Source organism: Alcanivorax sp. HI0044 (assembly GCF_001634945.1).
Window position 1 is genome coordinate 1 of sequence record NZ_LWEZ01000850.1, and the last position, 300, is coordinate 300.

1 protein-coding gene is annotated in these 300 nt (G+C 54.0%); it reads left to right on the forward strand.

Annotated elements, in window-relative coordinates; all coding sequences use genetic code 11:
- Nucleotides 1-88 precede the first annotated feature (88 nt).
- Nucleotides 89-300, forward strand: a 212-nt coding sequence (locus A3730_RS29645) for a transposase (RefSeq protein WP_082872325.1), incomplete at its 3' end; no start/stop codon positions are given.

Sequence of the window (300 nt, forward strand, 5' to 3'; positions counted from 1 at the left end):
ACTTTCACGCTTGGGCTATAGTGTAGTGGTCTAATGAATCCGGACACCAACATAGGTGGTAAAGTTACCACCTTAATCGAGGTGCCAGATGACCAGAAAACGACGTTCCTTTACTCCTGAGTTCAAGCAGGAAGCCGCCAGCTTGGTGTTGGATCAAGGCTACACTGTTTCCCAAGCCAGCACATCGCTTGGTGTAGTTGAGAGCGCGCTGCGGCGCTGGGTCAAGCAGCTTGAGGCGGAACGTCAAGGTGTTACCCCCAAAGGCAAGGCTCTTACCCCGGAGCAGCGCCGGATACAGGA